Below are 24,217 nucleotides of genomic sequence, written 5' to 3'. Positions count from 1 at the left end.
CTTGGTTGTTCGATGCGTGGACGGCCAGGGTCAGCCGCTCGCGGCTGGAGGCGCTCGCCGCTTTCGCCGCGCCAGCACATGCAGCGATTCGTCCAGCGCCTCCAGGTCCAGGCCGCGGGTGATGAACACGATGCGCGTGCGGCGGTCGGGCCCCGGCCAGGCCGGCAGCGTCTGCGGCGGCGCGAACAGGTGCTGCACGCCATGGAAGACCAGGGGCTGCTCCGGCTGCTCCGCCAGCGCCACGATGCCCTTGACGCGCAGCAGGTCCTCGCCGCGCATGGCGACGAGCATGTCCATCCAGGCGGCGAAGCCATCGCGGGGAAGCGGTTCTTCGCGGGTGATGACGAAGGAGCGGATGTCCTCGGCATGCAGGCCCGCATCGGCGGTCGATGCGGGCGCGACGCCGGCCGCGGGGCGGTAGGCGGGCGCCAGCTCCACCGGGGCGTCGAGCGGCGGGCGCTCCATCAGCCGGCGCAGGCTCTGCGCATGCATCACCGCATCGTCGCGGCGCATGGCCTGCGGATTGAGGCGGCCGAGCCGGTCGATCAGGCCCGCGGGCAGCGCGACATCGTCGAGCAGGTCGGTCTTGGTGACCATCAGCAGGTCGGCCACGGCCACCTGCCGCTGCGCCTGCGGATGGCGCGCCAGCGTGTCCACGCCCAGCACCGCATCCACCGTGCAGGCGGTGCCCGCCAGCCGGTAATGCGCCACCACGGCGGGCTCGCCCATCAGCGTGCGCAGGATGGGGCCGGGGTCGGCCAGGCCGCTGGTCTCGATCAGCACCCGGCGCAACGAGGCGCCACGTTCCCGCAGTCGCACCAGCGCGTCGACCAGATCGCCACGCACGGCGCAGCACAGGCAGCCGTTGGCGAGCAGCACCGTGTCCCCGGTGCTGTGGGCCACCAGGTCGTGGTCGATGCCGACGGCGCCGAACTCGTTGACGATGACCGCGGTGCCTTCCAGGTCGGGCAGCGCGAGCAGGCGGTTGAGCAGCGTCGTCTTGCCGCTGCCGAGGAAGCCGGTGAGCACGGTCACCGGCACCCGGTCCACCGGCTCGGCCGGCGGCGTGGCTGCCAGCAGCGCGGAGAAATGGCCGCTCATGGTGCGCCCCGCGTCACAGCCCGCCGTGCAGTTCGGCAAAGGAGCGCAGCGTGCGCTCCAGCCGCGGCAGCAGCCAGTCGGCGGCAGCCGGGGGAACGGTCCCGCTCAGCACACCGTCGAGCAGATCGCGCAGCGGCTGGCTGCCGGGCGACTGGCCGGCGCGCGCCTTGAACCAGCCGGCCACGCCTGCATCCTCGTGCCGCTCGCCGCCATCCTGCAGGTAGTCGGCGATGTCCAGCTCGAAGTCCTCCAGCCGCAGGCTGACGCCGCCCGCGCCGCAGGCGCAGGCACCGCCCAGCGCCACATGCCGCAGGGCCAGCGCGCTCCACAGCTCCAGCAGCCGATGCGCCTGCTCGCGGGCGGTGTCGACCTCGGCCATCGCGCAGCTCACTGGCCGGCCCAGGCAAGTTCGCTGGCGCCGGCGCCGCCGGGCGCCGCGCTGCGCAGGGCCTGCGTCGCCGCGGCATCGACCTGGCCCCGGGCGTCGAGCGCCACCTTGTAGACCTCCCGCGCCACCTGGGCGCTGACGTAGCCCTCGCGCACGTCCTCGGCCACCTTGTCGAGCTCGCGCTCCAGCGGGTTGCCGAAGCCGCCGCCGCCGCCCGAGAGCATCTTGTAGGCGTCGCCGCGCTCCAGCCGCACGTTGAAGATCTTGGCGTTGGGATGGTCGGTCTTCCATTCGCCCTTGTGGCGCACGGCCAGCCCGTTGCCCATGGCCTCGCCGCCGCCTTCCAGCCCCCAGGGCTTGCAATGCACGCGGTCGATGCGGGTCGTAACGGTGAAGGGCGACAGCGCCTGCACCACCATCTCGGCGCCCAGGCCGCCGCGGTAGCGGCCGGCGCCGCCGGAGTCCTGGCGGATCTCGTACTTCTCCACCAGCACGGGGTACTTGGCCTCCAGCTGCTCGGTGGGGCTGTTGTGCGTGTCGCCGTCGTTGATGCAGACGGTGACCGACACGCCGTCCTCCCGGCTCTTGGCGCCCCAGCCGCCACCCAGCGGACCGATGCCCACGATGAACAGCCGCCCATCCTCCGGGCTGATGCCGTGGATGTTGGGGAACACCAGGTCCGCATGGTGGCCTGCGATGGAGCGGTCGGGAATGGCCGGCGCCAGCGCCTTGAAGATGGTGTCGATGACCGTCATCGGGAAGGTCATCCACACCCGCATCGGATACGGCCGCTCGGCGCTGATGACGGTGCCCATCGGCATGATGACCTTCAGCGGCCGGAAGGAGCCGTCGTTGACCGGGTAGTCGGTCGGCGTGGTGAGGCACTTGTAGGCCACCTGCGCGCAGGCGATGCCGGTGGTGAAGCCGCTGTTGTAGAAGCCGCGCACCTGCTTGCTGACGTCGCTCAGGTCAACGGTCATCTCGTCGCCCTTGACGGTGACCTTCACCCGGATCGGGATACGCTTGCCGATCTCCAGGCCGTCGTCGTCCATGAAGGACTCGGCCTCGTAGGTGCCGTCGGGGATGGACAGCGTGTTCTTGCGCGCCACTGCCTCGCTGGAATCCATGATCTGCGCGATGGCACCGTTGACGGCGCCGGCGCCGTAGCGCTGCAGCAGTTCGAGGTAGCGGCGCTCGCCGGTCGTCACGGCGGTGATCTGGGCCCGCAGGTCGCCCAGCGCCCGCTCGGGCATGCGCACGTTCATCGCGATGATGTCGACCAGGTCCTGGTTGACGGCGCCCTCGCGCTGGTACTTCACGATGGGGATCTGGATGCCCTCGCTGAAGATGTCGGTGGTCACGTTGCCCAACGTGCCGCCCACGTCCAGCCAGTGCGCCATGCAGCAGGTGAAGCCCTCCAGTCGCCCTTCGTGGAACACCGGCATGGTGAAGGTGAAGTGGTTCAGGTGGCTGCCGGTGGTGTAGGCGTCGTTGGTGACGAGGATGTCGCCCGGCTTGATGTTCTCGTAGCCGAAGTGGCGGATCTTGGCCTTGACCGTCTCGCTCATGCCGCGGATGAACATGGGCAGGCCCAGGCCGATCGAGACCGTGTCGCCCTCGCGGGTGAACAGGCCGACGGTGAAGTCCAGCGCCTCGTAGATGATGAGGTTGTACGCGGTGCGCGTCAGGTTGCTCTTCATCTCCTCCGTCACGGCATACAGGCCGTTGCGGATGATCTCGACGGTGACCGGATCGACGGCGCCGGCGCCCTGCGGCGCGGCCGAGGTGGAGAGGGTGGTGTTGCTCATCGCTCGCTCCCGATGGAGATCTGCAGGTTGCCCAGTTCGTCCACGCGCAGCGCATCGCCCGGCTGCACGACGGTGGTGGAGGCATGCTCCTCGACCAGTGCGGGGCCGGCGATCTCGTTGCCCGCCAGCAGCAGGTCGCGGATGTAGACCGGCGTGTCGGTCCAGCCCGTGCTGCGGAAGTACACCGGCTTGACGGTGCGCACGGCCACCGCATCGGGCTGCGTGCGGCCCGACTCCACGCTGTGCTTGGGCGGCTTCTTCATGGTGCCGAGCACCGTGACGCGCAGGCTGACCAGGTCGGCCGGCTCCTTGGGCGCCGAGGTGCCGTAGCGCACCTTGTGCAGCTCGTCGAACTGCTGCTTGATGGCGGCTCGGTCGCGGCCTTCGAAGAAGGCCAGCGGCAGGTCCACCGTCACGGCATGCTCCTGGCCCACGTAGCGCATGTCGGCGGCACGCTCAATCACCACGCCATCGGGCTCGACGCCCGAGGCCGCGAGCGCGGCGCGGCCCTCGTCCTCCATCGACTGGTAGGCAGCCTCGATCTCCTCGAAAGAGACGTCGCCCAGCTTGCGGAACACCGAGCGCACATAGTCGTAGCGCAGGTCCGAGAACAGCATGCCGTAGGCCGAGAAGTAGCCCGGCGCATAGGGGATGAGCACCTTGCGGATGCCGATCTCGCGGGCGATGGCCGAGGCATGCAGCGGCCCGGCGCCGCCATACACCACCATGGTGAAGCTGCCGGCATCCAGACCGCGCTCGGTGGTCACGGCCTTCACGGCATGCGACATCTGCGTCACGGCGATGCGCAGGATGCCGTCGGCCGCCTCGGTGGGCTCCAGCCCCAGCGGGCCGGCCACGCGCTCGGCCATCTGGCGGCGGCAGCCGTCCAGGTCCAGCTTGAGTTCGCCGCCGAGGAAGTGATCGGCGTCGAGCCGGCCCAGCAGCAGGTTGGCATCGGTGACGGTCGGCTCGGTGCCGCCGCGGCCGTAGGCGACCGGTCCGGGGATGGAGCCGGCGCTCTGCGGGCCGACGCGCAGCGCGTTGCCCGTCTCCACCCGCGCGATGGAGCCGCCGCCCGTGCCCACCTCGTGGATGTCCATCATCGGGATTTGGATCGGCAGGGCTCGCTCATAACCGCCGATCAGGGCGGAGCCGGTGGTCAGGGGCCGGCCTTCGCTGATCACGCCGGCCTTGGCCGTGGTGCCGCCCATGTCGAAGGCGATGGCGTCGCCCATGCCGAGCTGGGCACAGATGGCCTGCGCGCCGATCACGCCGGCCGCCGGGCCGGACTCCAGCATGCGCACGCAACCCACCTTCGCATGCTCCACCGGGAACAGGCCGCCGGTGGACTGCACGATGTAGAAGTCGCCGCCGAAGCCCTTGCCGGCCAGGTGCCGCTCCAGCTGGCCCAGGTATTCGCTCACGCGGGGGCCGACATAGGCATTGGCCACCGCCGTGGAGACGCGCTCGAACTCGCGGTATTCCTGCGACAGCTCGTGCGACGCGCAGACGAAGGCGCCGGGGATCTCTTCCTGCAGGATCTGCTTGACCCGCTGCTCGTGCTTCGGATTGCGGTAGGAGTGCAGCAGCAGCACGGCCACGGCCTCCACGCCCTCGCCGCGCAGGGTGCGGGCCAGCTCGCGCACCGCCTCTTCGTCCAGCGGCTTGTGGGTGCTGCCATCGGCGCGCAGCCGCTCGGCCACCTCGAAGCGCAGGCTGCGGCGCACCAGCGGCTCGTGCTTGTTGAAGAAGAGGTTGTAGGCATCGGGCCGGTTCACGCGGCCGATCTCGTAGATGTCGCGGAAGCCCTCGGTGATCAGCAGCGCGGTGTTGGCGCCGTTGCGCTCCAGCAGCGTGTTGATGGCGATGGTGGAGCCGTGCAGGAACAGGTGGCCGTCGCGCCAGTCGATCTTCGCGCTGTCGATGGTGGCCTGGATGCCCTTGACCAGCTCACCATGGGTGGAGAGCGCCTTGCCGAACAGCAGCTTGCCGCTGGCCTCGTCGAAGGCGGCCATGTCGGTGAAGGTGCCGCCGATGTCGACGGCGATGCGCAGCCGACCGCCTGCGGCCCGCGCCGCATCGGATGTGTGTGCCATGGAAGTCTTTCTGTGGGGTGCGCGTCAGTGCGCGGTGCCGATGCGGTTGCGCAGCACGCCCAGGCCGGTGATCTCGACCTCGACGGTGTCGCCGTCCTTCATGTAGAGCGGCGGCTCGCGCCGGTCACCCACGCCGCCGGGCGTGCCGGTGGCGATCACGTCGCCGGGAGAAAGCGGCGTGAAGCGCGAGATGTACTCGACCAGCACGGGGATGTCGAAGATCAGGTCCGAGATGCCGGCATGCTGCATGACCTGGCCATTGACCCGCGTCTCCAGCGTCAACGCCGTCACGTCGGGAACCTCGTCGCGAGTGACCAGGTAGGGGCCGAAGGGCGCGGTGCCCGGGAAGTTCTTGCCGGGGGTGAACTGGTGGGTGTGGCGCTGCCAGTCGCGCACGCTCACGTCGTTGAAGCAGGCATAGCCGGCGATGTGCTCGAAGGCCTGCGCTTTCGGAATGTGCCGGCCGCCCTTGCCGATCACGAAGGCCAGCTCGCCCTCCCAGTCGAAGCGCTCGGAGAAGGCGGGGCGCAGCACCGCGTCGCCATGCGCGGCCAGGGTGTCGTTGAAGCGCAGGAAGAGCGAGGGGTAGTCGCTGTCGGCCCGCTTGGTCTCGGCGACGTGGGTCTTGTAGTTCAGGCCCACGCAGATGAGCTTGCCGGGGTTGGGGATCACGGGCAGCAGCTGCACAGCCTCGGCCGCCACGCGCTCGCCCTCGGCAGCGGCCGTGCGGAGTTCATCGAGCGCCCCGGCACGCAGCACGGCGGTCAGGTCGGCGAAGCGGGCGCGGAAAGCGGCGGGCGGTACGCGGTAGTGGCCATCCTCCACCACGCCATAGGCGGGCTGGCCCTCGAACACGAAGCTGGCGAGTCTCACATCTGTCTCCATCGGTCAAAGCAATGGAGGGACTGTAGGAATGCCCGCGCCTTCTTCCTAGACAGACGGGAAAGATGGCAGATATGCTTCATGAGGCATAACTCAGCCCCTTTCGCCCGATGAACCCCGCCAGCGTTCGCCTGTTCCTCGAAGTCGCCGACACCGGCAGCCTGAGCAAGGTGGCCTTGCGGCGGCAGACCGTGCAGTCGCACATCAGCCGCCAGATCGCGGATTTCGAGGCGAGCTGCGGCGGGCGCCTCTTTCACCGGACGGGCCGCGGCGTGACGCTCACCGAACTGGGAGAGCGCGCGGCCCGGCGGCTGCGGGCCTGGCTGCACGACACGGAACAGCTGGAGAGCGAAATGCGCGCCGACGCCGGGCAACTGCTGGGCGAGGTGCGGCTGGGCATCCTGCCCTCGGCGGCCCACCCGCTCATGACACGCCTGTTCGAGGCGCTGCAGCGCGAGCACCCCGGCATCCGCCTGAGCATCGCGGAAGCCCAGGGGGCCGAGCTGGATCTGATGCTCGACACCGGTGCGGTCGACCTGGCCATCCTCTTTCGTGCCCAGCAACCCAACGGCCGCGATGAGAAGGCGCTGTGCGTGGCCCATACCTACCTGGTCGCCGCGCCAGGCGATGCCCTCACGCGCGCGCCCGTGCTGGCCTTCGAGCAGTTGCGCGACCTGCGCCTGGTGCTGCCGCGCCGGCCCGGCCAATGGCGGCAGACCCTGGACGAAGCGGCGCGCGCGTGCGGGTTCCGGCTCGATGCGGCCGTCGAGGCCGACTCGCTCACGACCCAGAAGGAACTGGCCGCCGCAGTGCCGGGGCTGTATGCCGTGCTGGGGCCCTACGCGGTGGCCGAGGCCGTGGCGACCGGCAGGCTGCAGGCCAGCCAGCTGGTGGAACCCGACCTGTGCCGGCATGTGGTGCTGGCCATGCCCAGCCAGGGCAAGCTGTCGGCCGCCACCCGCGCCGTGGCGGCGCAGATCCAGGCGCTGACCGAACGGTGGGGGCACCAGCTCACCGAGCCCGCGCCAGGCTGAGCCTCGACGCCGGCCTCCATGCTGCACCGGCAGCGCAGGGAGCCGGGGCGCCGGTCTCAGGCCGCGGGCGCGACGGACGCCCCCTGGATGCCATGGCGCGCCAGCGCCTGCGCCACGAAGCCGCTCGCCTTGGCCTCTTCCACGAAAGCGGCCAACGCGGCGGCCGCCGCCTCTCCCCGGCTGGCGGGCGTGCCCATGGCCTGCTGGATCACCATGAAGCGCCCCGGCAGCAGGCGCAGGCCGCCGATGCGTGCGGCGTCGGCCTGCAACTGCTGCTTCACCCCGGCGGCCACGTCGGCCGCCTCGGCGATGAAGGCGTCGACCACCGCCGGAGAAGACGGCGCACGCGCGATGCTGGCCGTCTTCAACTCGCGCGTGAGATACAGGTCGTAGGCGCTGCCCTTGCCCACCATCACGCGGGTGCCGGCGCGGTCGACCTCTTCATTGGATTGCAGGGGCGAGGCATCGCGTACCAGGTACGCACCCTCGATCAGCACATAGGGCGCCGTGAAGCGAATGCCTTCACCGCGCAGCGGATCAATGGCGAAGAAGCCGACGTCCGCGTCTTCGGCCTTCACCGCGGCCACCGACGCGGCCGCGGTGTCGAACACCGCCAGCTCAAGGCCGACGCCCAGCTCCTGTGCGAACGCGCGGGCCAGATCGACCGAGACACCCCCCACCTCGCCGGTGCCCGCGTCGCGGCGGGCCAGAATCGGATTGCCGAGGTTGATGGAGGCGCGCAGCACGCCGCGCGGCGCGAAGGCGGCCGCGACGGCCGGATCGATGAGGGACATGGTGGACTCCTTGGAAGCAGGCCAAAAAAGACGGGGCCGACGCGGCCGCCCCCGAACCGACCCGATCATCGTCGACGTGCCTGACGCCTGGCGTTGGCGCAAGCGCCAGTGCCGAGCGCTGAAAGCCTTTTGACAGCTTGCCTTGTGCACCATCGCGTCCAGCCTGGCCGGCGTCGCGCTGGCCGTGCCGAATTCCTTCCTGGCGGACCTCGCCGCCGCGCCCCTAGAACAGTTCCGGAGACGACGCCATGACGCACCACGACCCGCTCGCCCACCCCGCCCTGCCTACCCGCCGCCGCCTGCTGCAGGGCGCTGCCGCGTCCGTCGCCGCCGGCGCCCTGCCCCACCTGGCCTTCGCCCAGGACAACTGGCCCACGCGCCAGGTGCGCTTCGTGGTGCCCTTCGCACCGGGCGGCTCGTCCGAGATCGTGGCGCGCTCCACCGCCGCCGAGCTGAGCAAGACCCTGGGCCAGAGCGTCTACGTCGACAACAAGCCGGGCGCCGCCGGCAACATCGCCATGCAGGACGTGGCCCGCGCCGACGACCAGCACACCATCATCCTGGGCCACATCGGCACGCTGGCGGTCAATCCGTACATCTTCGCCAAGCTGCCCTACGAACCCAACAAGGACTTCAAGCCCGTCAGCCTGCTGGCCAAGGTGCCCAGCCTGTACGTGATCCATCCGGACGTGCCGGCCAAGAACCTCAAGGAGTTCGTCGCCTATGCCAAGAGCCGCCCGGGCCGCCTGAGCTACGGCTCGGCCGGCAACGGCAGCGCCGGCCACCTGGCCATGGAATACCTGAAGATGAGCGCCGACATCTTCATGCTGCACGTGCCCTACAAGGGCACCGGCCCCATGCTCACCGACCTGATGGCCGGCCGGCTGGAGGCCTCGGCCATCGGCGCGGCGGCCGTGATTCCCTTCATCAAGTCGGGCAAACTGCGCTGCATCGGCACCGGCTCTACGCGTCGCCTGCCGCAGTTGCCCGACGTGCCCACCGTGGCCGAGCAGGGCTTCCCGGGCTTCGAGATGACGCAGTGGTACGGCATGATGGCCCCGGCCTCGATGACGCCGGCCCACCTGGCCAAGCTGTCGGCCGAAACGATGAAGGCTGCCAAGTCGCCACCGGCCCTGGAGCGCATGAGCGCCGATGCGGCCGAGGTGGTGGGCGGCACGCCCGAGCAGTTCGCGCAGTTCATCGCGGCCGAGCAGGCCCGCTGGCAGAAGGTCATCGCGCGCGCCAACATCAAGCCCGACTGAGCGGCGCTGCCGGCTGCCGAAGCGGCATGGGCCGCAGCTAGCATCGGCCACCATGCGCATTCTCCTGGCGGAAGACGAACACACCCTCGGCACCTGGCTGTGCCGGGCGCTGGAGCATTCGGGCATCCAGGTCGAATGGGTGGACGACGGCCGCCTCGCCGACCGGGCCCTGCAGCAGCGCGACCATGACGCCCTGGTGCTCGACCTCGGCCTGCCGGGACTGGACGGCCACCGCGTACTGCAGCGCCTGCGCGAGCGCGACCAGCGCATCCCGGCGCTGATCCTCACCGCGCGTGATTCGGTCGACGAGAAGGTTGCGGCCCTGAACGCGGGCGCCGACGACTTCCTCGCCAAGCCTTTCGCCCTTGCCGAACTGGAGGCGCGCCTGCATGCACTGGTGCGCCGCGCCCGCGGCGTGGAGCATCCGCGCCTGGCGTGCGGGCCACTGGTCTACGACAGCACCCGACGGCAGTTCACGCTGCACGGCGAAGTGCTCGCGCTGTCGCCGCGCGAGTCCGCCGTGCTGCGGGCGCTGGCGCAACGCACTGGCGAGCCGCTGTCCAAGCAGCAGATCGTCGACCGCGTGTTCTCGGACCAGGACGAGGTGAACCCCGAGGCGGTCGAGGTGCTGGTGTACCGCCTGCGCAGGCGGCTGGACGGCAGTGGCGCGCGCATCGTCACCCTGCGCGGGCTGGGCTATGTGCTCGAACCGGACTGAGCCTGCGGCGCCGCCGCGGCTGCGCCTTCGCGTCGCGCGCTGGCTGCAGCGCAGCAGCCTGTGGCAGCGGCTGGCCCTGCTGCTGCTGCCGGGGCTGGCGGCGGTCACGGCGCTGGAGCTGTGGATGACCCGCCACGATGCGCTCGAATCCGCCAACTCGGCCTACGACCGCTCGCTGCTGGGCGCCCTCAAGTCCATCGACGCCAACATCTCCACCGCCTCGGGCGGCCTGTCGCTGGAGATGCCCTACACCATGTTCGAGTTCTTCGAGCTCACGGCGAGCGGCCAGGTGTTCTTTCGTGTCGCCACCTCCGACGGGCTGGTCGAACTGGGCAGTGCCGACTTCCCGCAGCCGGGCACCCCGCCGCCCCTGGGCGTGCCGGTGTTCTACGACGCGGTGTACTTCGGCGAGCCGGTGCGGCTCGCGGCCTACCAGCGCGAGCTGGAGCGCATGCCCGCCGGCAGCACGGCACGCACCGTGATGATCCAGGTGGGCGAAAGCACCCAGTCGCGCGAGGTCTTCAGCGCCCGCTTCGTGCGCAGTGCCGCGCTGCGTGACCTGCTGGTGCTGCTCCTGATGCTGGGCGGCACCACGGCCGCACTGCTGGCAGCGCTGCGGCCGCTCTCGCGGCTGGCGCAAGAGGTCGAGGCACGCCCGCCCGATGACCTGAACCGCATCTCGCAGGAGAACCTGCCAGCCGAGATCCGCCCGCTGGTGGAAGCCGTCAACCGGCAGATGGCGCGCACGCAGGAGCTGGTGTCGCTGCAGCGCCAGTTCCTGGACGACGCGTCGCACCAGTTGCGCACCCATCTCACCACGCTGCAGATGCAGGTGGACTATGCGCGGCGCGAACAGGACGCGGGCCTGGTGCAGGACGCGCTCGCCGCCCTCGAGGCCGAGATCGCCAGCGCCACGCGCAGCGCGCAGCAACTGCTGGCCCTTGGTCGCAGCGACACGGTGCCGGTGGAGGCCGCACTTTTCGACGCTGGCGAATTGCTGCGTGAGGTCGCGCTGCAATGGCTGCCGGCCGCCCGCCGCAAGCGCATCGACCTGGGCATCCAGCCCGAGGCAGACGCACCGGCCGCCTTCGGAGACCGCCACCTGCTGCGCGAGGCCTTCGCCAACCTGGTGGCCAATGCCGTGGCGTACACGCCCGAAGGAGGAACCGTGACGCTGCTGTCCGGCAGCGATGCGCAGGGCTGGCTGCTGGCCGTCGAGGACAACGGCCCCGGCCTGGATGCCGAGGACCGTGCGCGCCTCGGCCAGCGCTTCCAGCGCGGCAGCGGTGCGCGGCCGGGCGGCTTCGGCCTGGGCCTGGCCATCGCGCGCTCCATCGCCCAGCGGCATGGCGGCGAACTGCGGCTGCGGGACCGTGCGCCATCGTCCGGCCTGCATGCCGAGATCTGGTGGCCACGCGACCGCCGCGCCGACACCGCAAGAACGACCGGAGACACCCATGAGGCATCGCACCCCGCCACGCCCACCTGATCGCCGCCAGCTGCTGCTGCGGGCCGCCGCAGCTCTGGTGCTGCCTGCGGGCGCACCAGGCGCTGCCCTCGCCGCCGCAGCCGCCGCCCCCTTGCCGGCCATCCCGGACCCAAGCGTCCTGGCTGCCGAATGCGTCATTCCGGCGAAGGCCGGCGGCGGTTTCGCGCTCACCTGCGCATTGGCGCGCGACGCCCTGCAGGCGGTGCGGCCGCAGCGGCCCCCGCTGGGCCAGCGCTTCTTGCCCGGCGGCATCGGCGCCCTCGCCTTCGACCAGATCGCCACCGGGCGCATCGGCGGCCCCGGCACGCTGGTGGCCTTTTCCGGCGGCTCGCTGCTGAACATCGCGCAGGGCCGCTTCGGCCCGCACCCGGTCTCGGCGGTGCGCTGGCTGGCGCTGCTGGGTGCCGACTATGGCGTGATCGCCGTGCACCGCGACTCGCCCTACCGCCGGCTTCAGGACCTGGTGGAAGTGCTGCGCGCCAAGCCCGGCCGCATCGCCTTCGGCGCCGGGGGCACCGTCGGCAGCCAGGATTGGGTGAAGGCTGCCCTGCTGGTGCGGGCCAGCGGCGGTGACCACAAGGCCATGCGCTTCGTGGCCTTCGAAGGCGGCGGCGATGCGCTCAATGCGCTGCAGGGGCGGCATGTGGACGTGTTCTGCGGCGACGCGGCCGAGGCCGCCCAGGCCGTGGACGCCGGCGCCGCCCTGCGCTTCCTGGCGGTCTTTTCGGCCGAGCGGCTGGGCGGCGCGCTGCAGGGCGTGCCCACGGCGCGCGAGCAGGGCATCGACATCGTCTGGCCCACCGTGCGCGGCGTGTACCTCAGCGCCGATGTGCCGGAGCCTGCGGTGCACGCCTGGACCGCCGCCTTCGAGGAGGCGATGAAGGCGCCGGGCTATGCGCAGCTGCTGGTCCGCCATTCGCTCTATCCCTTCGCGCTCACCGGCCCGGCCCTGGCGCGCTTCGTGGAAGCGGAGCTGGACAAGTACCAGAAGCTGGCCACGGAACTGGGCCTGCGCCGCTGGAGCCGCACAGGCAGCTGAGGGGCTGCCCTGCTCCCGCGGCCAGCATCAATAGCCGGCGCCGCGGTCCACCGCACGCAGCGGCGCCAGGCCTGCGCGCACACGCGCGACCTCTTCGGCGAACTGTGCCACCACGGCCCCGATGTCCACGCTGCGGCAGGCATGCGGGGTCACGACCACGCGCGGGTGCTGCCAGAACGGACTTTCGGGTGGCAGCGGCTCATGCCGGAAGACGTCCAGCACCGCGGCGGCGAGGTGACCGCTGTCCAGCGCGGCCAGCAGGTCGGCGTCCACCACATGCTCGCCGCGTCCCACGTTCAGCAGCGAGGCGCCCGCCGGCAGTTGGGACAGCAGGCGCGCGTCGATCAGGTTCTCGGTGTCGGGCGTCAGCGGCAGCAGATTGACCAGGATCTGCGAGCGGGCCAGCAGCGCCTGCAGGCCCGCGGCGCCTTCGAAGACCTGGATGCCGTCCTCCGACCGGCCCCGGCGTGCCCACGCGGCCACATCGAAGCCCACCTGCCGCAGCAGGCGTGCCGCGGGTGCCGCCATCGCACCGAAACCGAGGAAGCCGACGCGACGCGCGCGCAGGGGCAGCGGCGCCCGCTTGCACCAACGCCGCGCGCGCTGGTCCTGCGCATAGGCCGGCAGCTCGCGATGCAGCTGCAGCACCTGGGTCAACACGTACTCGTTCATGAGCACATCGCCGCCCTGGGGGACCGGGCGCGTCAGCGGCACCCCGGCGGGAATGCCGCCGTCGCGCAGCAGGTGGTCCACGCCGGCGTGCAGCGAGCCCACGAGGCGAAGCCGAGGCAGCGCCTGCAGCGCGCCGTGCGGGATGCGCGAGACGAGCGCGAACTCGATCTCCGTCGCATCTCCCACGTCGGGCCAGATGCGCACGGGCAACTCGTCGCCGCAGTGCGCCTGCACGGCGACGCGCAGCGCCGGCAGGGGCACGGGCCCCGCATGCACCAGCAGCGCCATCACTCGGCGCGGATGTTGTTCCGGCGGATCACCTCGCCCCAGCGTCGCTGCTCGTCGACCAGCAGCTTGGCCAACTGCTCGGGGGTGCCGGTGCTGATCTCGCCGCCCCCGTTGGCCGCGAACTGCTGCATCTCGGCCGAGGCCATCCCCTTGGCCGCCGCTTCGCGCACGCGGGCGATGATGGGCGCGGGCGTGCCGAGAGGGGCCATCAGCGCCATCCAGTAGTCCGCGCCGGCATCGAGCACGCCCAGTTCCACCAGCGTGGGCACCCCGGGCATCAGGCTCGAGCGGGCGTCGCTGCTCAGCGCCAGCACCTTCACCTTGCCCTGCTTCATCCAGATCTGGGCATTGGGCACGGTGTCGAAGTACATCTGCACCTCGTCCGCCGCCAGGGCCTGCACCGCGGCGGCAGAGCCCTTGTAGGGCACATGCACCAGATCCAGCCCCGTGCGGCTCTTGAACAGCTCGCCCAGCAGGTGGTTGGTGCTGCCCACGCCGGAAGAGGCGTAGTTCAGCTTTCCGGGCCGCTGCTTGGCGTAGGCCATGAAGTCGGCCAGGGTCTTGCCCGGCACCGAGGTGCTCACCATCAACACGCCCAGATAGTGGATCAGCAGCGTGATCGGCGCGAAGTCGCGCGCACCGTCGTAGGGCGGCTTCTCCAGCAGGAGCGGCGCGATCACCTGGTTGGTCGAGGTCGTGAACATCAGCGTGTAGCCATCGGCGGGCGAGCGCATCGCCGCCTGAGTGCCGATGGTGCCGGTGGCACCGGGGCGGTTGTCCATGACGACGGGCTGGCCGAGCTCGATGCGCAGCCGGTCGGCCACCATACGGGCGGTGATGTCCGTGGCGCCACCCGGGGCGAAGGGCACGATCAGCTTGATGGGCCGGTCGGGATAGCCGCTCTGGGCCGAGGCCCCGAAGGCGAGTGAGGCGGCACCGGCGGCGGCCGCCGTCAACACGCGGCGGCGTGGGATGGAGGTGGGCATGGGCTGTCTCCTCGTGGCGGTCATCGAGCGGGCGCGGTGTGTCCGCCCAGCACCTCGGCCACCCAATCGGCCATGTAGTCGGTGGCAGGCGCCTGGTTGTCGACGTGGCAGTGCTCGCAGCCGCCTTCTTCTGCGGTGAAGACCCGCAGTTCGCGCCGCGCGCTGTGGACGGCGGCGGCGTAGACCTGGTGCGCCTCGGTCACCGGCGTCTGACGGTCGTTGCCGCCGTGCGTGATGAGCAGCGGGCAGCGGATGCGCTCGGCGATGCCGCCCAGGTGCATGGGCGCCATCTTCGCGACGACGTCCTCGACGCCCTGCGCGCCGTACACCCACTCGGCATGTTCCAGATGGAAGTGCACCGCCTGCGCAAGCTGGCCCTTCAGGCGCTTCTCGAAGAGCGAGCCCCAGTCCCACACGCCGGTCCAGGCCACACAGCAGGCGAAGCGCGGCTCCAGCGCGGCCGAACGCACGGCGTGGTAGCCGCCCGCCGATGGCGCAATGATGCCGATGCGCGCAGGGTCGACGTCATCGCGACCCAGCAGATATTCCAGGCTCGCACGTGCCGGACGCTCGGTCTCGGGCATGCCGAGCAGGCCCTGCACGCGCAATGCCTCGCCCACGCCCGGATGGTCCACGATCAGCATCGAGATGCCGCGGCGGCGGAACTCCTCGTGGATCTGCATCAGGCAGATCGTCTCCTTCATGATGTCGAAGCCGTCGAACATCACCATGCACGGGCCCCGCCCGTCTCCGGCGCGCACGAACAGCGCCGGCAGCGTGCTGCCTTCGTAGGGCACGGCGCAGCGCTCCACGGGCTGCTCCAGCGTGGCCTGCCAGCCCGCGAAGCTGTCGAGCATGCGGTGGTAGACCGGCATGCGCTGCGGGTCGGCGTGGCGCATCTGGCGCTCGGCCATCATGTAGTAGGTGCAGGCGCGCTGCAGCTTGCGTCCGGCGCTGAAGGCACGACCGGCGCGCAGATCGACCTGGGCATGTTCGGAGACACGGTCGGCGACGCGCAGCCAGCTCTGTGTCCATGCGAGCGACGACGCCTCGCCTTTGACCGAGGCCAGCGGGCGCAGCGGCCTGCACGCTTCGTCGATCTCGCCGATGGCGCCACCACAGGTCTCGGCCATCATCACCGCCAGGCTCCAGGCGTAGTTGTCGGGAAAGTATTCGAACATCGTCTCGTTTTTTTGAAGATTGCGGACGCACGCCTGCCACCCGGAGGGACCGCGCGGGTCCGGGACGGTGAGGGGCGGATCTGAAGCCGTCGGCCGGCTGGGGGTGGGGTTCAGCCTCCCGGAGGAGGGCAGCAATGGATGTCTCGGTCTTCTTGTCTCCTTGTCCGATCAGCGTCGTGCGTGCCGTGCTGTCGTTGGCCCATCGGCGACGCCGGGTGACGCCTCAGTGAGCAACACCCAGCATAGGAGTGCGGCCAGGGCGGGACCAATGGAATCTGACGATGGTTCGCATCACCGCCGGCGATGCATGCGCGCATCCCTGCCGCGCTCAGTGGCGCAAGTGGGCTGTCTCGGTCTCTGCGGACGGCAGCTTCATGCTTGTCCGATGAAAGCTGCCTTCGATCAGGCGCAGGCCCTACTGGATTACCCCTGCCGCCACATTGATCGACAGCGCCAGCACCACCATGTTGAAGCCGAAGGACAGCACGCTGTGCATCAGCGTCAGCCGCCGCATCTCGCGCGTGGTGACCTGCACGTCGGACACCTGCGAAGTCATGCCGACGACGAAGGCGTAGTACATGAAGTCGGCATAGTCCGGGTCGGCCTTGCCTGGAAAGTCCAGCCCGCCCTCATCGGGCGTGCCGTCGTCGCGGTAGTAGCGGTGGGCGTAGTGAAAGGCGTAGACCGTGTGGATCATCAGCCAGGAGCCCGCCAGTGCCACCATGCCCAGCACGATGTGCGCGCCGCGCTCCACGCCGCCCAGTTGCTTGACCTGCTGCAGCAGCAGGCCGATGGCGATCACGCTGCTGAGGATGGCGGCCGAGACGATGGCCAGGATGATCGGCCCCGGTGGATCGAGCGATCGGGCCCGGGCCTTGACCTGCGCCGCGTCGAAGATGCGCGCCTGCCAGACGGCCCAGCCCAGGTAGGCGGCCACCGCCGCACACCAGCCCAGCAGGCCGGCCGGCCGCGCGGCCATGCCGCCCGCGATGCACAGGCCCGCGACAGCGACGCCGGCCAGGCCACCATAGGTCAGACGCTGCGTCCCATTGACATGTCGAAAGTGCCGTCGCATGCGGCCACTTTAGCGGCCGCGGCCTGCCGCCCATCTGACCCGCCGCGCGCTCGGCGCGCCGGCCTACACCAGGGTGCAGCCTCGCTGATAGCTTGAGCGCCAATCAGCACTTCAGGAGCGGCACGATGACATCCAGCCTCAAGACGGGCGACAAGGTGAAGTGGGATACCTCCCAGGGGCAGACCACCGGCAAGGTGGTGCGCAAAGTCACGCATACCGCCCATGTGGCCGGGCACGAAGCCAAGGCCTCACCGGCCCACCCTCAGTACGAGGTCAAGAGCAGCAAGACCGGCAAGAAGGCGATCCACCATGCCGATGCGCTGAAGAAGGCCTGAGCCGATGTCGCAGCCGAAGAGCGATGACGCATCGGAAATCGTGCGTGCGTTCAAGCATGCCGTGAACATGACGCCGGCCCAGTTGGAGAAGTGGCTGGAGACGGAAGCGTCGAAGACCGTCGGCTTCAAGGGTGGCGCAGGGGGTGAGTCCGTGGGCCACCGCTCCGGCCGCCGCATCGTGCGACTGCTGCACAAGAAGACGGACGACTTGACCGCGGGGGACCTGGCGCACATGCGCAAAGTGGTGGGCTATGTGAAGCGGCACCTGGCGCAGCGCCCGGACGGGTCGGTGCGCGACACGCCGTGGCGCCAGTCGCTGATGAACTGGGGACACGATCCCATGCGGCACTGAGTGCCCGCCTGCGGAGCGATGCCGCCCGCCTCCTGCGTCACAACGACCAGCTCGCTGCCATGCTGGGACGCTGGCGGAAGGCTTCGTACCAACTGGCCGTTGGCGAGTGGCGCTCGCGCCAGCCGAGATCCGGAAAGCGCAAGTCGAGGTACCACAGCGCACAGCCGATGGTCAGCGCACCCAGGTCCACGCGGCCGGCGAGCAGGTCCGGATGGGCATCGAGGTGGGCCAGTGAGGTTTCGATCTTGTCGAGCTGTGCGGCTCGCCATTCCGGCCAGCGGATTGATTCGGGCCGCGCCACGTCTTCATAGCGCGCGAGCAGTGCCGCGTCCAGCATGCCGTCTCCCAACGACTGCAAGGTCAGCGTGGTCCAGCGGGAAGCGCCGGAGGCAGGGATCAGGCGACGGCCTGCCTGCACATCCAGGTACTCGCAGATCACGCGGCTGTCGTAGAGCACCTGACCGTCGTCGGTGAAGAAGGTCGGCACCTTGCCGAGCGGGTTGTGGGAGATGATGGACTGGTCGCGCTGGAGCGGATGCGCACTGGAGGGCAGCAGCTCGATCTGCCCATCCAGGCCGAGTTCGTGGGCAGTGACCATGCACTTGCGCACATAGGGGGAGAAGGGCGAGAACAGGATCTTCATGGTTGGGACTCCACGGGTGGGGTATGGGCCAGGTGCTGGCCGGCCGGCCAAGCGAAGGTCAGCGCCGGGCCGAGCGTGATGCCGGGCGCAGGATACTGCCCGCCCATCAGCGAGCGCATGTCGTTGCCGTCCACGTGCAGGCTTGGCACCGGCGTGCCATCGACCGACAGGGCCTGTGCGTGGGCGTTCTCCGGCGCCCTGGGGCGAATGGGGAGGCGGCTGAAATGACGCCTTTTGACGAGCGCGAAGCCCGCGGTATACGATTGCCATATACCCACGGGAGAACCAAACATGTCCATCGGCACCGTCTTCATCAACAACCGAACACAGGCTGTTCGCCTTCCCGTGGATGTCCGGCTGCCCGATGGGGTTCACAAGGTCGAGGTGAGGATCCGGGGCCCGGAACGCATTCTCGTTCCCGTTGGCCAGGTCTGGGACAGCTTTTTCTTCGAAGGTCCAGCCGTCAGCGATGACTTCATGGCCGAGCGCTCCGACCAGCATCAGGCAGAGCGTGAGGCGCTGTGATGCTCAACTATTTGCTGGACACCAACACCGTCATCTACGTACTAAAGCGGCGGCCGGTCGAGGTGCTGTCGACCTTCAATGCCAATGCGCACCGCATGGCCATCTCGTCCATCACGATGGCAGAACTTCTGCATGGCGCGCAAAAGAGCGAACGGGTGCTTCAGAATTTGGCGGCGGTCGAGGACTTCTGCAGCCGCCTCGAAGTCCTGCCGTATGGCGGCAAGGCCGCCCAGCACTACGGCGCGATCCGCGCGGCCCTCGAAAAGCAGGGGCAACCCATCGGCGTCAACGATCTCCACATCGCGGCCCACGCCCGCAGCGAAGGGCTGGTGCTGGTCACGAACAACGTGTCGGAGTTCGAGCGGGTGCCAGCCTTGCAGATCGAAAACTGGGTGGGCGCCCGCCGCTGAACATCAGCGTCGGTCACCGCGGGGGGCCTCGCGTTCCACGCTGAGGCCAACTTGCAATGGCCGCCCACGCACGGCACCCACGCAGCGCCGCAATCGGCAGATGAATGCCGCGCGGCACCGACCCGGCCAAGCGCCTTCCCTGCACAGCGTCGACCAATCGCGCTTCAGAAAAGCTCCTCTACCCCCGAATTCGCAGGAAATCATTGATCCCAGTCGCAATCGCTCCGGAAATTGCAGGATAAGTGCGCGGCCCTCTGCCTACAGTAGAGCCTTTCCGTCCACCCCCACGAATCTGGAGCCGATATGTCCGACCTCTTCGACAACCCCATGGGCCTGTGCGGCTTCGAATTCGTCGAGTTCGCCTCGCCCACGCCGAATGTCCTGGAGCCGGTGTTCGAGAAGATGGGCTTCACGCTGGTGGCCAAGCACCGCTCCAAGGACGTGCTGCTCTACCGCCAGGGCGGCATCAACTTCATCGTCAACCGCGAGCCGCGCAGCCCGGCCGCCTACTTCGCCGCCGAGCATGGTCCCTCCGCCTGCGGCCTCGCCTTCCGCGTGAAGGACTCGCATCTGGCCTACAAGCGCGCCCTGGAGCAGGGCGCCCAGCCCGTCGAGATCGCCACCGGTCCCATGGAGCTGCGCCTGCCGGCCATCAAGGGCATCGGCGGCGCGCCGCTGTACCTGATCGATCGCTACGAGGACGGCAAGTCCATCTACGACATCGACTTCGAGTTCCTGCCGGGCGTGGACCGCCATCCCAAGGGCCATGGCTTCCAGGTGGTGGACCACCTGACGCACAACGTCTACCGCGGCCGCATGAGCTACTGGGCAGACTTCTACAGCAAGCTCTTCAACTTCCGCGAGATCCGCTACTTCGACATCAGTGGCGAATACACCGGCCTCACCTCCAAGGCCATGACCGCGCCCGATGGCCTCGTGCGCATTCCGCTCAACGAGGAGTCGCGCCAGGGCGGCGGCCAGATCGAGGAGTTCCTGATGCAGTTCAACGGCGAGGGCATCCAGCACATCGCCCTGCTGACGGACAACCTGCTCGACTCCATCGACCGCCTGCAGATGGCCGGGGTGCCGCTGCTGACGGCGCCCAACGACATCTACTACCAGAACCTCGAAAAGCGCCTGCCCGGTCACGGCCAGCCCGTGGGCGAGCTGCAGGCCCGCGGCATCCTGCTCGACGGCACCACCGAAGGCGGCCAGCCGCGCCTCTTGCTGCAGATCTTCTCGGAGCCCACCCTGGGCCCGGTCTTCTTCGAATTCATCGAGCGCAAGGGCGACTACCGCGAAGGCTTCGGCGAGGGCAATTTCAAAGCCCTGTTCGAGTCGCTGGAGCGCGACCAGATCAACCGCGGCGTGCTGAAGGTGGACGACAAGGCCGCCGAGAAGGAAGCCGCGTGAGCGCAGCGCCCGTCCGTCTCGACGGCGACGCGCTCGCGGCGCAGCTCGCCACGCTGCCGCGGTGGCGCCATGCACCGGAGCGCGGCGGCCTGATCGTGCGCGAATTCGTCTTCGGCGACTTCGTGGCCGCCTTCGGCTTCATGGCCCAGGTCGCGCTGCATGCGGAGCGCATGAACCACCACCCCGAATGGTTCAACGTCTACAACCGCGTGCAGGTCACCCTGACCACGCACGATGCCAACGGCCTCTCGGCCAAGGACATCGAGATGGCCGGCCTGATGGACCGGCTGGCCAACGCCCTGGGCGCCCGCGCCCCCGCCTCCTCCACCTAGGAGCCCGCCATGCTGCAGACCACCGACACCGCGCCGGCCAAGCATGGCCTGGCGGCGGGGACAGAACACGCCCCTGCGCGGCCCGACTGGACCATCGACCAGGACTGGGGCCGCTACACCGCCGAGGAGCATGGCGTGTGGCGCACGCTCTTCGAACGCCAGAGCCGCTTGCTACCCGGCCGCGCGTGCGACGAATTCATCCGCGGCATGCAGGACCTGCCCATCGGCCCGGAGCAGATTCCCGACTTCGCGCAGATGTCCAGGGTGCTGCGCGCACGCACTGGCTGGGAGGTGGTGGCCGTGCCGGGCCTGGTGCCCGACGACGTGTTCTTCGAGCACCTGGCCAACCGCCGCTTTCCGGCCGGCCAGTTCATCCGCAAGCCGCATGAGCTGGACTACCTGGAAGAGCCCGACGTCTTCCACGACGTGTTCGGCCATGTGCCCATGCTGATGAACCCGGTCATCGCCGACTACATCCAGGCCTACGGCGAAGGCGGCCTCAAGGCCAACCGCCTGGGCATGCTGGAGAAGCTGGCCCGGGTCTACTGGTACACGGTGGAGTTCGGCCTGGTGCAGCAGAGCGACGGCCTGCGCATCTATGGCGCCGGCATCGCCTCGTCCGCCAGCGAGACCCGCTTCGCCGTCGAGGACGACTCGCCCAACCGCATCCGCTTCGAGCTGGCGCGGGTGATGCAGACGCACTACCGCATCGACGACTTCCAGGAGACCTACTTCGTGCTGGGTCACCTGGACGAACTGCTGGAGCTGGCCCGCATCGACTTTGCGCCGCTCTATCAGCGTCTGGCCGGTGCGCCAGAGCACGAGCCGGGCGACGTGCTGGCCACCGACGCGGTCCTCACCCGCGGCACGGGCCGCTACCACGCGGCGCGTCGTTCCGCACCCAAGGTTTGAAGGCACATCCATGAATGCACAGAACGCGCAGCGGGTGGTGCTGATCACCGGCGCCTCCGGCCAGCTCGGCCGCGCCGTGGCGCAGACATTCCAGGACCGGGGCGCCAGGCTCATCCTGCTGGACCGCCAGAGCGGCGCCCTGCCCGATGGCGACGCCGTGCTGAACGTGACGGTCGACCTGGCCGATCGACAACAGGTCGCGCAGCGCATCGGCGAAGCCGTGGCGCGCATGGGCGGCCTGCACACCGTCTGCCACATCGCCGGCGGCTTCCGCATGGGCGAAGCGGTGCACGAGACCAGCGCCGCGACCTGGGACTTCCTGATGGACCTGAACGCCCGCTCGCTGCTGCATGTGGCCGCGGCCACCGTGCCGCTGCTGCTCAAGCAGGGCGGCGGCCAGATCGTGACCGTGGGCGCGGGCGCCGCCGCGCGCGGCGGTGCGCAGATGGGCGCCTACAGCGCGGCCAAGAGCGCGCTGGTCCGCCTGACCGAGTCGATGTCGGCGGAACTGAAGGACCAGGGCATCCGCGTCAACTGCGTGCTGCCCTCGATCATCGACACGCCGGACAACCGCCAGTCCATGCCCGATGCCGACTTCGCACGCTGGGTGGCGCCACAGGCCCTGGCCGATGTGATCGCCTTCCTGGCCTCGGACGCGGCGCGCGCCATCCATGGCGCGGCGATCCCGGTGAGCGGACGCGTGTAGCGGCGTCCGGGCCCGCTGGCACGGCCCTACGACCGCTTGCTGCTGTCCTGGACTGCCGCTGCGTCCGCCGCCTGCACGGACGCCGACGGCCCGCGAATGCACTCCCAGGCCTGCCACTCCGCATCGGTGAGCCGCCCGGCCACGCGGGCGACGTGGGCGAACTTCGCGCAGTCGGTCATCAGCGAGAGCTTGCGGATGTCGCACAGCAAGGACTTGAAGTGCTCGATGGCATGGTCGGTGTCCGCGGCAATGACGTGCAGCGGCAGCTTCGACAGATCGGTGGCGATCTCCCGCGCCCGCCGGGCCTCCTGCATCAGCACCTCCACGTCTTCCGCCGACAGGTGCAGGCGCTTGGCCTCGCGGTTGACGATCTCGGCCTCTTCCTCCGACAGCTTTCCGTCGGCCAGCATGTCGAACAGCTCCTGACGCAGCGCGTCCCGCTCCTTGTGCAGCTGGTCGGAGAACGCCGAGGACAGCAGGGCCGCCGGAATGGCGAAGATGCCGATGCCGATCAGCGCCAGCACGATGGTCACGGTACGGCCGGCCGGCGTCACCGGCGTGATGTCGCCATAGCCGACCGAGGCCAGGGTGATCACCGCCCAGTAGATCGACTGCGGGATGTTCTCGAACTTGTCGGGCTGGGCGTCATGCTCGAAGACGTAGCCCAGGCTCGCCGTGAGGATGACCAGCAGCCCCATGATGAAGGCCGCGGCCGCCATGACCGGCCATTCGCGGCCGATCACCTTGGCCAGCGTGCGCGTCGCGTCGGTGTAGCGCGTGAGCTTGAGCAGACGCAACAGGCGGAACACACGCAGGAAGCGCAGATCCAGCACATAGTTGAAGAACGCCTCCACGAAGAAGGGCAGGATCGCCAGCAGGTCGATCAGCATGCCCGGGCTGCGGGCCTGGCGCAGGCGACCCAGCAGCGGCCCTTCGTAGCCCGGCTCCTCGACGCAGCCGTACAGCCGCAGCCAGAACTCCAGCGTGAACACCGACACCACCACGATGTCGACCACCACGAGTTCCAGGTGGAAGCGGTACTGGATCCAGTGCACCGACTCCAGGATCACGGCCACCACGGACACCAGCACGCAGGCGGCGATCACGAAGTCGAAGTAGCCGTGCAGCTTGCCGCTGTACGGACTGGCAAAGACCAGCGCATGGACCCGCTGCCGCAGGCTGCGGCCGGCATTGAGCTGGTTGAACTCGTTGACCGCCGGCACGAGGAAGCGGAACAGCTTCAGGATCCGCAACAGCCGGAAGACCCGCAGCACGCGCAGATCGATGGGCACGAAGGCATGCAGCAGGCTGGGCAGGATGGCGATCAGGTCCAGCAGTGCATAGGGACTGCTGAAGAAGGCCAGACGCGGACGCGGCGCCGCCGCGAATGCCGGATCTTCGGGGGCCGTATAGAGCCTCAGCCCGTACTCGAGGATGAACACGGCGAGCGACACCGCATCGAACAGGTGCAGCCAGTGCCGGGCCGATTCGGGCAGGGCCGCCGCCGCCTCCAGCAGGGCCACGACCAGGTTCGCGCCGATGGTCCAGGCCACCGCGCGGTCGAAGACGCGCTGCCAGTTGCTGGCATTGCCCGGATCGAGCAGGCTGGCCCACAGCAGCCGCCGCAGCCTCTGCCGCGGATTCAGGGCGGCCGCTTCGTGCAGGGCCCGGTCACCGACGATGGCCGGCACCGGGCCGCGGGCCGCATGCCGGTAGGAGCGTGGGGTCGGCGATTCGCCGTTCATCGGCAACATGGACATGGCCTCGTGCGTCGGC

The 24,217-nt window shown here is 69.5% G+C and carries 26 protein-coding genes; 13 read left to right on the top strand and 13 right to left on the bottom strand.

What is annotated here, in order from left to right; all coding sequences use genetic code 11:
* Positions 1-30: 30 nt before the first annotated feature.
* The 5 genes from QZ772_RS15270 to QZ772_RS15250 are packed head-to-tail and all read right to left on the bottom strand — an operon-like array spanning position 31 to position 6,266.
* Positions 31-1,101: a GTP-binding protein gene (locus tag QZ772_RS15270; protein ID WP_295527901.1), complete on the bottom strand. Its 1,071-nt coding sequence runs from the start codon at positions 1,099-1,101 to the stop codon at positions 31-33.
* Positions 1,102-1,114: 13 nt separating this feature from the next.
* A complete protein-coding gene (locus QZ772_RS15265; protein ID WP_295527899.1) occupies positions 1,115-1,480 on the bottom strand; it encodes a hypothetical protein in 366 nt (121 codons plus the stop codon).
* 8 nt (positions 1,481-1,488) lie between these two features.
* A complete protein-coding gene (locus QZ772_RS15260; RefSeq protein WP_295527896.1) occupies positions 1,489-3,297 on the bottom strand; it encodes a hydantoinase B/oxoprolinase family protein in 1,809 nt (602 codons plus the stop codon).
* Positions 3,294-5,393, bottom strand: a complete 2,100-nt coding sequence (locus tag QZ772_RS15255; RefSeq protein WP_295527893.1) for a hydantoinase/oxoprolinase family protein — start codon at positions 5,391-5,393, stop codon at positions 3,294-3,296. Before QZ772_RS15255 ends, QZ772_RS15260 begins: the two co-directional genes overlap by 4 nt.
* Positions 5,394-5,417: 24 nt before the next feature.
* Positions 5,418-6,266, bottom strand: a complete 849-nt coding sequence (locus QZ772_RS15250; protein ID WP_295527890.1) for a fumarylacetoacetate hydrolase family protein — start codon at positions 6,264-6,266, stop codon at positions 5,418-5,420.
* 119 nt (positions 6,267-6,385) lie between these two features.
* Between QZ772_RS15250 and QZ772_RS15245 the strand changes: the two genes are divergently transcribed.
* Positions 6,386-7,309, top strand: a complete 924-nt coding sequence (locus QZ772_RS15245) for a LysR family transcriptional regulator (RefSeq protein WP_295527889.1) — start codon at positions 6,386-6,388, stop codon at positions 7,307-7,309.
* A gap of 56 nt (positions 7,310-7,365) precedes the next feature.
* Here QZ772_RS15245 and QZ772_RS15240 read toward each other — a convergent pair whose 3' ends face one another.
* Complete coding sequence (locus QZ772_RS15240; RefSeq protein WP_295527886.1) at positions 7,366-8,103, bottom strand: transporter substrate-binding domain-containing protein; 738 nt, start codon at positions 8,101-8,103, stop codon at positions 7,366-7,368.
* A 248-nt stretch (positions 8,104-8,351) separates the two neighbouring features.
* Between QZ772_RS15240 and QZ772_RS15235 the strand changes: the two genes are divergently transcribed.
* The 4 genes from QZ772_RS15235 to QZ772_RS15220 are packed head-to-tail and all read left to right on the top strand — an operon-like array spanning position 8,352 to position 12,611.
* A complete protein-coding gene (locus QZ772_RS15235) occupies positions 8,352-9,365 on the top strand; it encodes a tripartite tricarboxylate transporter substrate binding protein (protein ID WP_295527884.1) in 1,014 nt (337 codons plus the stop codon).
* 52 nt (positions 9,366-9,417) lie between these two features.
* Positions 9,418-10,083, top strand: coding sequence for a response regulator (locus tag QZ772_RS15230; protein ID WP_295527882.1), 666 nt, complete (start codon positions 9,418-9,420; stop codon positions 10,081-10,083).
* On the top strand, positions 10,064-11,572 hold the full coding sequence (locus QZ772_RS15225; protein WP_295527879.1) for a sensor histidine kinase: 1,509 nt from the start codon (positions 10,064-10,066) through the stop codon (positions 11,570-11,572). Before QZ772_RS15230 ends, QZ772_RS15225 begins: the two co-directional genes overlap by 20 nt.
* A complete protein-coding gene (locus QZ772_RS15220) occupies positions 11,541-12,611 on the top strand; it encodes a tripartite tricarboxylate transporter substrate-binding protein (protein ID WP_295527877.1) in 1,071 nt (356 codons plus the stop codon). Before QZ772_RS15225 ends, QZ772_RS15220 begins: the two co-directional genes overlap by 32 nt.
* Positions 12,612-12,638: 27 nt before the next feature.
* On the opposite strand, the gene QZ772_RS15215 is transcribed toward QZ772_RS15220, so the two are convergent.
* The 4 genes from QZ772_RS15215 to QZ772_RS15200 form a co-directional block, all read right to left on the bottom strand.
* Positions 12,639-13,571 (bottom strand): glyoxylate/hydroxypyruvate reductase A, encoded by a 933-nt coding sequence (locus QZ772_RS15215; protein ID WP_295527873.1) that lies wholly within the window; start codon positions 13,569-13,571, stop codon positions 12,639-12,641.
* Positions 13,571-14,557, bottom strand: coding sequence for a tripartite tricarboxylate transporter substrate binding protein (locus tag QZ772_RS15210; RefSeq protein ID WP_295527871.1), 987 nt, complete (start codon positions 14,555-14,557; stop codon positions 13,571-13,573). Before QZ772_RS15210 ends, QZ772_RS15215 begins: the two co-directional genes overlap by 1 nt.
* A gap of 20 nt (positions 14,558-14,577) precedes the next feature.
* A complete protein-coding gene (locus QZ772_RS15205; RefSeq protein ID WP_295527869.1) occupies positions 14,578-15,738 on the bottom strand; it encodes a prolyl oligopeptidase family serine peptidase in 1,161 nt (386 codons plus the stop codon).
* Positions 15,739-16,153: 415 nt separating this feature from the next.
* On the bottom strand, positions 16,154-16,813 hold the full coding sequence (locus QZ772_RS15200; RefSeq protein ID WP_295527867.1) for a DUF1345 domain-containing protein: 660 nt from the start codon (positions 16,811-16,813) through the stop codon (positions 16,154-16,156).
* A 125-nt stretch (positions 16,814-16,938) separates the two neighbouring features.
* Here QZ772_RS15200 and QZ772_RS15195 point away from each other — a divergent pair, with 125 nt between their 5' ends.
* Together QZ772_RS15195 and QZ772_RS15190 are read left to right on the top strand one after the other, a co-directional pair.
* Positions 16,939-17,148: a DUF2945 domain-containing protein gene (locus QZ772_RS15195; RefSeq protein ID WP_114803656.1), complete on the top strand. Its 210-nt coding sequence runs from the start codon at positions 16,939-16,941 to the stop codon at positions 17,146-17,148.
* Between the two features lie 4 nt (positions 17,149-17,152).
* Positions 17,153-17,500 (top strand): DUF3140 domain-containing protein, encoded by a 348-nt coding sequence (locus tag QZ772_RS15190; protein WP_295527864.1) that lies wholly within the window; start codon positions 17,153-17,155, stop codon positions 17,498-17,500.
* A 37-nt stretch (positions 17,501-17,537) separates the two neighbouring features.
* Here QZ772_RS15190 and QZ772_RS15185 read toward each other — a convergent pair whose 3' ends face one another.
* Both QZ772_RS15185 and QZ772_RS25515 read right to left on the bottom strand, forming a co-directional pair.
* Positions 17,538-18,143 carry a glutathione S-transferase gene (locus QZ772_RS15185; protein ID WP_295527860.1) on the bottom strand — a complete coding sequence of 202 codons (606 nt, stop codon included), beginning with the start codon at positions 18,141-18,143 and terminating at the stop codon, positions 17,538-17,540.
* On the bottom strand, positions 18,140-18,442 hold the full coding sequence (locus QZ772_RS25515; RefSeq protein WP_366510604.1) for a hypothetical protein: 303 nt from the start codon (positions 18,440-18,442) through the stop codon (positions 18,140-18,142). Before QZ772_RS25515 ends, QZ772_RS15185 begins: the two co-directional genes overlap by 4 nt.
* Here QZ772_RS25515 and vapB point away from each other — a divergent pair.
* The 6 genes from vapB to QZ772_RS15150 all read left to right on the top strand — a co-directional run bounded on the left by vapB (position 18,435) and on the right by QZ772_RS15150 (position 22,441).
* Entirely contained in the window at positions 18,435-18,668 is a 234-nt protein-coding gene (gene vapB, locus QZ772_RS15175; RefSeq protein ID WP_295527858.1) for a type II toxin-antitoxin system VapB family antitoxin, read from the top strand. The genes QZ772_RS25515 and vapB overlap by 8 nt on opposite strands.
* Complete coding sequence (locus QZ772_RS15170; protein WP_295527856.1) at positions 18,668-19,078, top strand: type II toxin-antitoxin system VapC family toxin; 411 nt, start codon at positions 18,668-18,670, stop codon at positions 19,076-19,078. Before vapB ends, QZ772_RS15170 begins: the two co-directional genes overlap by 1 nt.
* Positions 19,079-19,381: 303 nt before the next feature.
* Entirely contained in the window at positions 19,382-20,491 is a 1,110-nt protein-coding gene (hppD, locus tag QZ772_RS15165; RefSeq protein ID WP_295527854.1) for a 4-hydroxyphenylpyruvate dioxygenase, read from the top strand.
* Positions 20,488-20,823, top strand: coding sequence for a 4a-hydroxytetrahydrobiopterin dehydratase (locus QZ772_RS15160; protein WP_295527851.1), 336 nt, complete (start codon positions 20,488-20,490; stop codon positions 20,821-20,823). Before hppD ends, QZ772_RS15160 begins: the two co-directional genes overlap by 4 nt.
* A gap of 9 nt (positions 20,824-20,832) precedes the next feature.
* Positions 20,833-21,735, top strand: coding sequence for a phenylalanine 4-monooxygenase (gene phhA, locus QZ772_RS15155; RefSeq protein ID WP_295527846.1), 903 nt, complete (start codon positions 20,833-20,835; stop codon positions 21,733-21,735).
* Positions 21,736-21,745: 10 nt separating this feature from the next.
* Positions 21,746-22,441, top strand: a complete 696-nt coding sequence (locus tag QZ772_RS15150) for an SDR family oxidoreductase (RefSeq protein ID WP_295527844.1) — start codon at positions 21,746-21,748, stop codon at positions 22,439-22,441.
* Positions 22,442-22,467: 26 nt separating this feature from the next.
* On the opposite strand, the gene QZ772_RS15145 is transcribed toward QZ772_RS15150, so the two are convergent.
* A complete protein-coding gene (locus QZ772_RS15145) occupies positions 22,468-24,201 on the bottom strand; it encodes an ion transporter (RefSeq protein ID WP_295527842.1) in 1,734 nt (577 codons plus the stop codon).
* Positions 24,202-24,217 lie beyond the last annotated feature (16 nt).

Origin of the sequence: uncultured Pseudacidovorax sp., from assembly GCF_913773995.1 — a bacterium.
In the GTDB taxonomy this organism is placed as follows: Bacteria; Pseudomonadota; Gammaproteobacteria; order Burkholderiales; family Burkholderiaceae_C; genus Xenophilus.
This window is presented reverse-complemented; position numbering and strand designations above follow the sequence as displayed.

What these genes read in the sequence shown, in the direction of transcription:
- QZ772_RS15270 (WP_295527901.1), bottom strand. Translation starts at nt 1,101, where the DNA reads ATGAGCGGCCATTTCTCCGCGCTGCTGGCAGCCACGCCGCCGGCCGAG.
- QZ772_RS15205 (WP_295527869.1), bottom strand. Translation starts at nt 15,738, where the DNA reads ATGTTCGAATACTTTCCCGACAACTACGCCTGGAGCCTGGCGGTGATG.
- QZ772_RS15220 (WP_295527877.1), top strand. Translation starts at nt 11,541, where the DNA reads ATGAGGCATCGCACCCCGCCACGCCCACCTGATCGCCGCCAGCTGCTG.
- QZ772_RS15215 (WP_295527873.1), bottom strand. Translation starts at nt 13,571, where the DNA reads ATGGCGCTGCTGGTGCATGCGGGGCCCGTGCCCCTGCCGGCGCTGCGC.
- QZ772_RS15235 (WP_295527884.1), top strand. Translation starts at nt 8,352, where the DNA reads ATGACGCACCACGACCCGCTCGCCCACCCCGCCCTGCCTACCCGCCGC.
- hppD (WP_295527854.1), top strand. Translation starts at nt 19,382, where the DNA reads ATGTCCGACCTCTTCGACAACCCCATGGGCCTGTGCGGCTTCGAATTC.
- QZ772_RS15210 (WP_295527871.1), bottom strand. Translation starts at nt 14,557, where the DNA reads ATGCCCACCTCCATCCCACGCCGCCGCGTGTTGACGGCGGCCGCCGCC.
- QZ772_RS15170 (WP_295527856.1), top strand. Translation starts at nt 18,668, where the DNA reads ATGCTCAACTATTTGCTGGACACCAACACCGTCATCTACGTACTAAAG.
- QZ772_RS15240 (WP_295527886.1), bottom strand. Translation starts at nt 8,103, where the DNA reads ATGTCCCTCATCGATCCGGCCGTCGCGGCCGCCTTCGCGCCGCGCGGC.
- QZ772_RS15145 (WP_295527842.1), bottom strand. Translation starts at nt 24,201, where the DNA reads ATGTCCATGTTGCCGATGAACGGCGAATCGCCGACCCCACGCTCCTAC.
- phhA (WP_295527846.1), top strand. Translation starts at nt 20,833, where the DNA reads ATGCTGCAGACCACCGACACCGCGCCGGCCAAGCATGGCCTGGCGGCG.
- QZ772_RS15260 (WP_295527896.1), bottom strand. Translation starts at nt 3,297, where the DNA reads ATGAGCAACACCACCCTCTCCACCTCGGCCGCGCCGCAGGGCGCCGGC.
- QZ772_RS15230 (WP_295527882.1), top strand. Translation starts at nt 9,418, where the DNA reads ATGCGCATTCTCCTGGCGGAAGACGAACACACCCTCGGCACCTGGCTG.
- QZ772_RS15185 (WP_295527860.1), bottom strand. Translation starts at nt 18,143, where the DNA reads ATGAAGATCCTGTTCTCGCCCTTCTCCCCCTATGTGCGCAAGTGCATG.
- QZ772_RS15225 (WP_295527879.1), top strand. Translation starts at nt 10,064, where the DNA reads ATGTGCTCGAACCGGACTGAGCCTGCGGCGCCGCCGCGGCTGCGCCTT.
- QZ772_RS15255 (WP_295527893.1), bottom strand. Translation starts at nt 5,393, where the DNA reads ATGGCACACACATCCGATGCGGCGCGGGCCGCAGGCGGTCGGCTGCGC.
- QZ772_RS15200 (WP_295527867.1), bottom strand. Translation starts at nt 16,813, where the DNA reads ATGCGACGGCACTTTCGACATGTCAATGGGACGCAGCGTCTGACCTAT.
- QZ772_RS15265 (WP_295527899.1), bottom strand. Translation starts at nt 1,480, where the DNA reads ATGGCCGAGGTCGACACCGCCCGCGAGCAGGCGCATCGGCTGCTGGAG.
- vapB (WP_295527858.1), top strand. Translation starts at nt 18,435, where the DNA reads ATGTCCATCGGCACCGTCTTCATCAACAACCGAACACAGGCTGTTCGC.
- QZ772_RS15195 (WP_114803656.1), top strand. Translation starts at nt 16,939, where the DNA reads ATGACATCCAGCCTCAAGACGGGCGACAAGGTGAAGTGGGATACCTCC.
- QZ772_RS15245 (WP_295527889.1), top strand. Translation starts at nt 6,386, where the DNA reads ATGAACCCCGCCAGCGTTCGCCTGTTCCTCGAAGTCGCCGACACCGGC.
- QZ772_RS15190 (WP_295527864.1), top strand. Translation starts at nt 17,153, where the DNA reads ATGTCGCAGCCGAAGAGCGATGACGCATCGGAAATCGTGCGTGCGTTC.
- QZ772_RS25515 (WP_366510604.1), bottom strand. Translation starts at nt 18,442, where the DNA reads ATGGACATGTTTGGTTCTCCCGTGGGTATATGGCAATCGTATACCGCG.
- QZ772_RS15150 (WP_295527844.1), top strand. Translation starts at nt 21,746, where the DNA reads ATGAATGCACAGAACGCGCAGCGGGTGGTGCTGATCACCGGCGCCTCC.